Source organism: Phycisphaerae bacterium, assembly GCA_035384605.1.
GTDB lineage: Bacteria > Planctomycetota > Phycisphaerae > UBA1845 > PWPN01 > JAUCQB01.
The window spans coordinates 1-7,945 of the sequence record DAOOIV010000165.1 but is presented as its reverse complement, the minus strand read 5'-3'; the positions used below and the strand labels follow the sequence as shown (position 1 = coordinate 7,945).

The window sequence follows — 7,945 nt, the reverse complement described above, 5'->3', positions numbered from 1 at the left end:
CACCGCATCATCAAACCGGCGGATTTACAGCATGTTCAGACCGGCGCCGACATCGGGCAGGGGCTCGTTCTGGTATTCGGCCCAGAACGCCGCCTCGCCGCGTTCGAGCTTGAGGTTCATCGCGTGCTGCACGGCCGACAGCTCGTCGGGGTTGAACCGGGCGGGCCACGCGACGACGGCACCCTCGTCCATCGCCGCCCGATGGTCGCGGTAGAACTTGGTCGCGGCCTGGATACCCGCTCCGCCGCGCTGACCCTCGGCCCACAGTTCCGCTCCGCGTACCGCCGCCATAACGCCTCGTTGGCCGGGAACGCATAGACCATTTTGGTGCGTTCGCCTTGCCACTGCGGGTGCTTCTCGGTGTCCAGGATGCGGTCGGCCAGGTCGTCGGGACGGACGACGGTCAGCGTCATCAGGCCGGCGATCTTGCGCCCGGGCCCGGCCAGGCCGAGGATGGCACCGGCCAGAATGCGCTCGCGGGTGGCACACTGGGACGGCGATCGCGCCGATTCGTCAGTCTGCGGATCGTCGATCAGCACCAGCGACGGCCGGACGCTGCCACCGTCCACGCGCTTGTGCTTCATTCCACGGATGCGCCCCGTGATGCCCGCCACGCGGATGATCCCGCCCGAGGCTGGCGAAGGCTGAAGACCGGAGGCTGTAGGCTGTAGGCGCCGATGTGTTGTCTCCTTTCCCCTACAGTCTCCAGCCTCCAGCCTCAGGCCTATTGTTGGCAACACGATCTCACGGGCCGTCCAGCCGATATGGGTCTGCTTACCCTGATAGAGCTGACCGGCGGCTCGCTGGTGGATGCCCTCCAGCTTGTGGATCGGGTAAACGACCTCGGGGAAGTCCTCCAGCAGCAGCTCGTTGTGCTCGAGTTCGGCCTTCATCGATTCGAGCATGCTCTCGGCATGCTGCTCGTCCGAGCCGATCAGGGCCACGAACTCCCGATGACCGTACAACAGCGCCCACAGGCAGGCGGTCTCACACAGCGAGGTCTTGCCGCTGCCACGCGGCATGGCCATCGCGAACAGCCCGCCTTCCAGCACCGCCAGCTCGATCTTGGCGATGACCTTGAGGTGATCGGCTGACCACGGCAAGTTGAACGTGGCCGGGAAGTAGGTCTCGCAGAAGAACCGAAAGTCGCGCTCGGCCTTGGCCTTTCGCGCGGCATCGACCACGGGCGGCAGTTCGCCGATGTCCCGACCGGCCAGCGACAGCTCGAGGTTGCGTTGGCGTGATCGCTCTTTCAGGGCCTCGTAGCCGGTAAGGCCCTGGGGCTCCGGCTTTGGCTGGTGACGCTCGTGGACCAGCCAGGCAACGTAACGCAACAGGTCGATGGTGCGCCCGTCACCGATCCGCAGGCCGGCCCGGGCCCGATGGCGGTAGATCTGCCGTTCGCTGATCACCTCGCCGGCCGGCGTGGAGTTCAGCAACTGCACCAGTTGCGCGGGCTTCAATCGACGCGGGTCAATGGCCATACAAAGCCTCCGGCTTCGTAGGCTGTAGACTGTAGGCTTCAGGCTGTAGCTCTTGCAGCACGCTGCTTAAGCTGGGTTTCATGAGTCTCTTCCCCTACAGCCCGCGGTCTACAACCTGCTCTCTCACGAGCCAGGCCGCGTAATGGACCAAGTTGATCGTCCCGTCCGGGTTGGTGGGCAACCCGGCCTCGATGTCGGCCTGGATCTGTTCCGGGGTCACCGGACGGCCGCCGGCGGCCGACAGCAGCCGGGCGGCGTCGGCCACCGTGATGGCCGTCGGGTTCATCGGGCGGGCTGTCGCCTGGTCGCTCATCTACGCCTCCTTTCGCCGTATGAAGTTCGGCCACACCGCAGGTCGGTACCTATGGGTACGGTATTGGCCCGGCATGCAAAAAATCTCAGATTCCGGGCAGATTGGCCTTCCCTTGGGGCCACATGCAGCGTAAGGACATGACTGGAATCGCAGAACAAAGGAGGCAAAAACATGCGAACCAAGACCAAGCCCATCGAAGCCCGCATCGAGGCCTGCCTGGCCGAGCTGCGGGAGCTGAACGCCCGACGCCAGACCGCCAAGGTCCGGAATCGCCGCCGTGCCCTGCAAGCCCTTTACGCTGCCGCCGGCGAAGAGCTCCGGCGGGCGTTCCTCAGGTGACCCGAAAGGAGGCGAACCATGACGACCATGCAGAACACGAAGAGCCACCACAAACGCCTGATGCCCGGGACTCCGGTGGTCAACATCGGCGACGGCGAGCCCGGCCGGATCATGCGGGTCTGCACCTTCCGCCGCAACGGGATCGACGCCTGGTCCTACCTGGTCCAGACCGCCTACGGGCGCGAGATCTGGGAAGCAGGCGAGTTGTTCGTGCCGGAGAAGGCCTGAATGAAGAGGAGAACGATCATGACGACGAACACCGACCACAAGACCGCCGCCGAGACGTATGCCGCGCGACGCCACGAGGTCGCCCGGCTGGTGGATGTCCTGGAGATGGAGTTGAAGAAGTACGACGACCAGGCCGCCGCCGAGCCGAAGAACTGGGGCTTTGCGGGCACGATGGGTCATGTCCGTGAACGCCTGATCGACCTGGTCGAAGGGCTCTCGGGCATCGAGCGCAGCGAGATCGAAAGGTTCTTGAGCGAGTGATCGCGGAGGAGACTTACAATGAAGAAGAACGAGGTTCAGATCGGGGGCCTGTACACGGCTAAGGTGAGCGACAAGTTGGTGACCGTGCGGATCGACAGCGTCAACAGCCACGGCGGCTGGAACGCGACGAACACCGCCACGGGCAAACGCATCCGTATCAAGAGTCCCCAGCGGCTGCGGCATAAGGTTTCGCCGAAGAACGGCGGTAAGCCGCCTGCTGCAAATGCAGCCGTTGTTGAAACCACCGCACCACCGAGCATCGTGCCCGCCGAGGCAGCTCAGTCCGAAGCAGAGGAGGACAGGCCGGGCTATGACCCGGCGCGCTGCGCCACGGAAGGGTGCAAGGGCACGCCCGTCATGACATATCTCGATCGCCCGCTGTGCCAGGCGTGCTGGGAGAGGCACTGCGAGGAGCAGGAGCCCAGCGAAGTCGGCGAGAACACGATCGACCCGTCTGCGTGCGACGCACAGGCAGAGGCGTGTCACCCGATCGGAGAACCACAGACCCCTGAACAGGTGAAGGCCATGCCAAAGAGCAAGTCCACGAATAAGCAGTCCGAGGCTCAAAAGCGCGACGACCGCGACCTGGACAAGGCCCCACGCAGTGAGCTGACGCTCGAGGAGGCCGAGCGGCTCGCGAAGGTCCGCGCTGCTAAGGCCAAAAAGGCCGCCGCCGACCAGCCCAAGCGGCTCAGCGCCCTGGACGCCGCCGCCGAGGTGCTCAAGACCGAAGGCAAGCCCATGCGGGCCAAGGAACTGATCGAGGCCATGGCCGCCCAGGGCCTGTGGTCCAGCCCCGGCGGCAAGACGCCCGAGGCCACGTTGTACGCTGCCATGAGCCGCGAGATCAAGAAGGCGGATGAAAACGGCACCGTTTCCCGATTCCGCAAGACCGATCGCGGCCAGTTCGAGTACAACGACCATCACGCCTGATCGCTGGCGCATGACGCCTCCACCTCCAACGCCTCGGCCTCGACCGGGGCGTTGCTCTGGCCTGAAATCCTCTCCGCGTTCCGCCCGGTGAATTTGGACCACCTCTCGACGATGACATCGCAGTACAGCGGGTCCAGTTCCATCAGGTACGCCCGACGTGCGGTCTGTTCGGCGGCAATCAGCGTCGAACCGCTGCCCCCGAACAAGTCCAGCACGTTCTCGCCGACCCGGGAGGAGTACTGCATGGCCCGCACCGCCAGCTCGACCGGCTTCTCGGTCAAATGGATCATGCTCTGCGGGTTGATCTTCTTGACATGCCAGAGGTCCGTAGCGTTGTTCGGACCGAGGAAGACATGAGCCGCCCCTTCCCTCCAACCGTAGAAACACCACTCATGGGCGCCCATGTAGTCCTTCCGGGTCAGGACTGGATGCTGCTTGTCCCAGATGATCGCTTGCGAGAAGTACAGACCATGCTTCTTGAGGAACGGTGGGTAGTTGCCGCAGTTGGCGTAGCCGCCCCAGATGTAGAAGGCCCGCCCGGGCTCGAGCACGCGGGCCAGTTGGGAGAACCAAGCGTCCAACAGCCGCTCGAACTCCTCGTCGCTGACGAAGTCGTTGGCCAGCAGGCGATCCTTGGGCCGCAGCTTGCGATGCGTCGGCCGGGCCACGTCCGGCCGACGGGCCAGGTCGAAGCCCTGGTGGTTCGTCACGCCCGCCTCGCCGAACGATGACAGCCCAGCGGCAATCGCGTTGTTGGACCGCGGCTCGACTTTCACGTTGTACGGCGGGTCGGTGTTGACCAGGTGGATCGGCCGGCCGTCCAGCAGCCGGTCCACGTCCTCGGCCCGGGCCGCGTCGCCGCACATCAGACGATGGTCGCCGAGCACCCAGATGTCCCCCGGCTGGGTGATGGCCTCATCCGGCGGCTCGGGGACCTCGTCGGGGTCGGTCAAACCCTGCTTGACGCCCGGATCGAGCAGCTTGGCCAACTCATCACCATCGAAGCCGAGCAGCGACCAGTCGATGCCGGCACCCTGCAACTCGGCCAGCTCGATCGGCAGCAGCTCCAGGTTCCACTCGGCCAGTTCCGCGGTCTTGTTGTCGGCGATGCGGTACGCTCGGATCTGCTCGGGCGTCAGGTCCTTGGCCACGTGGACCGGCACCTGCTCCAGCCCGAGCTTCTGGGCCGCCTTCCAGCGGGTGTGGCCGCAGACGATGACGCCGTCGGCATCGACCACGATCGGCTGGCGAAAGCCGAACCGGCGGATGGATTCCGCTACCGCGTCGACCGCCGCATCGTTGATCCGGGGATTGTTCTCGTAAGGCTTGATCTGGGCCAAAGGCCGCAACTCAATGTTCATCTCGTGACCTCCTTGTCACCATGCAACACTTGCAATAAACGCAATCCCGTGCAATAAGCGCAATCCCGTGCAAATTGCCCGCCAGACCGCCAGAAACGCCTCACGTTGCAACGAGGCTTCCCAAGGGTACTGACGGTACCACCCGGCAGCGCCGCGTCGCCCAGGGCGGCCCGTATCGCGTCCTGGGGCGGCTCCCGGCGACGGCGTGGTCCGTCTCGCCGGCCAACGTGCCGACATGGGGCCGCCACGCCAGGGCACACGCCGCCACGACCGGCCCATGCCCCGGCCGGACAGGCAAAACAAACTCTGTCGCGCTTGGCGGCTGTTCCCGCGACCGTCTCGGCGCACGCTTGCGGCGGAGGAACCGTGCGGCTGGCCTGACCAAACTCGCGTTTGCCACGAGTTTGGTCAGACCGGTTTTTCTCTTGACCATACTGCGGTCTGTCCGTAGTATGGTCGGCATGAGAAGCCGCTATCTGGCCGAGGCCGTCAAACGGTTGTGCTTCGCCCGTCGCCACAAGATCGCGCTGGTGTCCGGGCCGCGCCAGTGCGGCAAGACGACGATGGCCAAGATGCTCCTGGCCGAGCGCGCCGTTGGGGGATATCACAACTGGGACGAGTTCCAGTTCCGCCACGCGTGGGCCAAGCAACCCTCCGTTGTCCTTCCGCCCGGCAAGGGCAGGGCGGTTCCCCTCGTTGTGCTGGACGAGATCCACAAGGACCGGCTTTGGAAGCGCAACCTCAAAGGGCTGTACGACACATTGGAACGCCCCTGCGATTTTCTCGTCACCGGCAGCGCCAGGCTCAACATCTATCGACGCGGAAGCGACAGCCTGCTGGGGCGCTATTTCCACTTTCGTCTGCACCCCTTCAGCCTGCGCGAAATGGAGGACGTAACGTTCCTGTCGCCGGATGGGGCGCTGGAGGCGTTGTTCGGCCGCGCGTTCAAGCCTGGCCGCAGCGCCGAGGACCGCCTGCCCGCCCTGATGACCTACGGGCCGTTCCCCGAACCGCTCTTCGAGCATGACGAGCGAGCGGCCAGGCTGTGGAGGCGCAATCACCAGCAGATCGTCATCCGCGAAGACCTCCGGGACATCAGCCGCCTGCCCGACCTTGGCAGGATCGAGCTGCTCGCTGCTCTTCTCCCGGAGCGAGTCGGCTCGCTGCTCAGCGTGGCAAGCCTGCGGGAAACCATGGAAGTGAGCTTCGACACGGTCCGCCGATGGCTGATGTACCTGAAGGAGGTGTATTACCTCTTCGAGGTCAAACCTTGGAGCCGCCGGATTCCACGGTCGCTTCGCCGGGAAGGAAAGGTCTACCTGTGGGATTGGGCGGCGGTGCCGACCGAGCCGGCCCGGTTCGAGAACCTCGTCGCTTCGCATCTGCTCAAGGCCTGCCACTACTGGACGGACACCGGCGAGGGCGAGTTCGACCTGTTCTACTTGCGCGACAAGGAGCGGCGGGAGATCGACTTCCTTATCGTCCGCGACGGCAAGCCCTGGTTGCCGGTCGAGGTGAAGCACGCCGACGTTGAACCATCGCCAAACTGGGGCAGGTTCGCGCCGTTGCTCGGATGCAAACATGGGTTGCAGGTGGTACGCCAACCCGCCTGGCGCGTGCATTGTTGCGGCGACACTAAGGTGCTCGTTGCCGGGGCATCCGAGGCGCTGCGTTACTTTGCCTAAAGTCCGCAAGGGAAAGCTGATGGGATACCTCGCGCGCCGGTCGGCGCGGATGTGGAAGCGATAGGCTGTTGCGCATAAGTCACCGGTTGCCGCCACCGCACCCCTCGCGCGCGTACGCGCGGGCGCACGTCGCGCGGGCGGGGGTACTATGCGGTAATGTGGTAACTGAGAAGAAGATGATGTAATATCTTCTCTTTTCATACCTTACGTTCCCGCCAGTTCCCGCATCGGCTCGTGCGGCGACCCTGCGGTCTGGTCGGCAACCGACTCGTTCGCGCCGCCAGTTGCCACATTTACGTGTGGCAACTGCGGCAACTGCCCGCCGGGACAAAGCAGCCGGTATCGCTGGGCGACCGGGCCGCCTCCGGCGGTCGAGCCCACGTCGTGCTCGATGCGCCGCTGGCCGCGCAGAGCATTGCGGACCTCCTCGATGTCCTTGTCGCTCCACTTGAGGCGGCGCGACAGTTCCCAATGCGGCATCCAGGCGTCCCCGCGTCGCTGCCGCCACGAGGTGAGCACCTCCAGCATCCGCTTGCACTTGGCGTCGAACTCGCCCTCGGCCACGTGCTGGCCGGCCATGAAGAGCATCCGCCGGGTCTGGTAGTCAACGAACCGCCAGGCCCACTGGACGGCCCGCTCGTCGATGCGGGGTTGGAGGTGGCCGGCGCTGACGGCGTGGACGAGCGCGAGCTTGCGGGCCTTCTCACAGGCCCGCGCCCAGATAGCCATGGCCGCCGGGTCGTCCTTCTCCTCGGCCTCGGCGTAGCGGTCGTCGGCGTAGGCGCGACACTCCTCCATCGCCGCGTCGGCCTCCGGCGTCGCCTCGACGCAGACGGGTATCGGGTGCCAGTCCTGGAGGTTGCCCGTCGCCGGTCGGTAGTCCGCCCACCAGCGGGCCGTGTCGAGGATGGACTGCGGGATGGGCCGCGCGACGGGCGTCTGGCCCCGGCCGCGCTTGCCCGCCTCCAGGATGATGAGCCGGGCGAAGAAGCCGTTGTTGAGCATGCGGACGTTGAGGGCCTCGTAGTAGTACTTGGGCACGGCCGTGCCGAGCATGCACAGCGACGGCTGGTCGATGACGCCTGGCGACTGGCCGCCGGCCTTGACCCGCATGGGGTGGATGGTGCTGCTGGAGGTGTACATCTTCAGCAGCACGTTCATGATGCCCTCGTGCCTGGCGTCGGAGGCCTTGTTGATGGCGTTCATCAGGCCGTCAATCTCGTCGGTCTGGAACAGGACCGACGGCGTGACGAACAGTCGGTCCTCGATGCCCTCGCCGCTGGCGAATGCGTCGCCCAGGCAGTCCTGAAGTCCGACCTCGACGCAGATGCGCTGGTTGAC

9 protein-coding genes are annotated in these 7,945 nt (G+C 65.3%); 5 read left to right on the top strand and 4 right to left on the bottom strand.

What is annotated here, in order from left to right; genetic code table 11:
* Positions 1-116: 116 nt before the first annotated feature.
* A complete protein-coding gene (locus tag PLL20_20815; protein HPD32443.1) occupies positions 117-1,484 on the bottom strand; it encodes a hypothetical protein in 1,368 nt (455 codons plus the stop codon).
* A 94-nt stretch (positions 1,485-1,578) separates the two neighbouring features.
* Positions 1,579-1,797 (bottom strand): hypothetical protein, encoded by a 219-nt coding sequence (locus PLL20_20810; protein HPD32442.1) that lies wholly within the window; start codon positions 1,795-1,797, stop codon positions 1,579-1,581.
* Positions 1,798-1,968: 171 nt separating this feature from the next.
* Between PLL20_20810 and PLL20_20805 the strand changes: the two genes are divergently transcribed.
* The 4 genes from PLL20_20805 to PLL20_20790 are packed head-to-tail and all read left to right on the top strand — an operon-like array spanning position 1,969 to position 3,558.
* Positions 1,969-2,136, top strand: coding sequence for a hypothetical protein (locus tag PLL20_20805; protein HPD32441.1), 168 nt, complete (start codon positions 1,969-1,971; stop codon positions 2,134-2,136).
* 18 nt (positions 2,137-2,154) lie between these two features.
* Positions 2,155-2,364, top strand: coding sequence for a hypothetical protein (locus PLL20_20800; GenBank protein ID HPD32440.1), 210 nt, complete (start codon positions 2,155-2,157; stop codon positions 2,362-2,364).
* Positions 2,365-2,625, top strand: coding sequence for a hypothetical protein (locus PLL20_20795; protein HPD32439.1), 261 nt, complete (start codon positions 2,365-2,367; stop codon positions 2,623-2,625).
* 18 nt (positions 2,626-2,643) lie between these two features.
* Positions 2,644-3,558 carry a winged helix-turn-helix domain-containing protein gene (locus tag PLL20_20790; protein HPD32438.1) on the top strand — a complete coding sequence of 305 codons (915 nt, stop codon included), beginning with the start codon at positions 2,644-2,646 and terminating at the stop codon, positions 3,556-3,558.
* Here the strand turns inward: PLL20_20790 and PLL20_20785 are convergent.
* On the bottom strand, positions 3,549-4,919 hold the full coding sequence (locus PLL20_20785; GenBank protein ID HPD32437.1) for a DNA modification methylase: 1,371 nt from the start codon (positions 4,917-4,919) through the stop codon (positions 3,549-3,551). The genes PLL20_20790 and PLL20_20785 overlap by 10 nt on opposite strands.
* A gap of 461 nt (positions 4,920-5,380) precedes the next feature.
* Here PLL20_20785 and PLL20_20780 point away from each other — a divergent pair, with 461 nt between their 5' ends.
* On the top strand, positions 5,381-6,604 hold the full coding sequence (locus PLL20_20780; protein ID HPD32436.1) for an ATP-binding protein: 1,224 nt from the start codon (positions 5,381-5,383) through the stop codon (positions 6,602-6,604).
* A gap of 204 nt (positions 6,605-6,808) precedes the next feature.
* Here PLL20_20780 and PLL20_20775 read toward each other — a convergent pair.
* Positions 6,809-7,945 (bottom strand): hypothetical protein (locus tag PLL20_20775; protein HPD32435.1); only part of this gene is annotated, 1,137 nt, incomplete at its 5' end.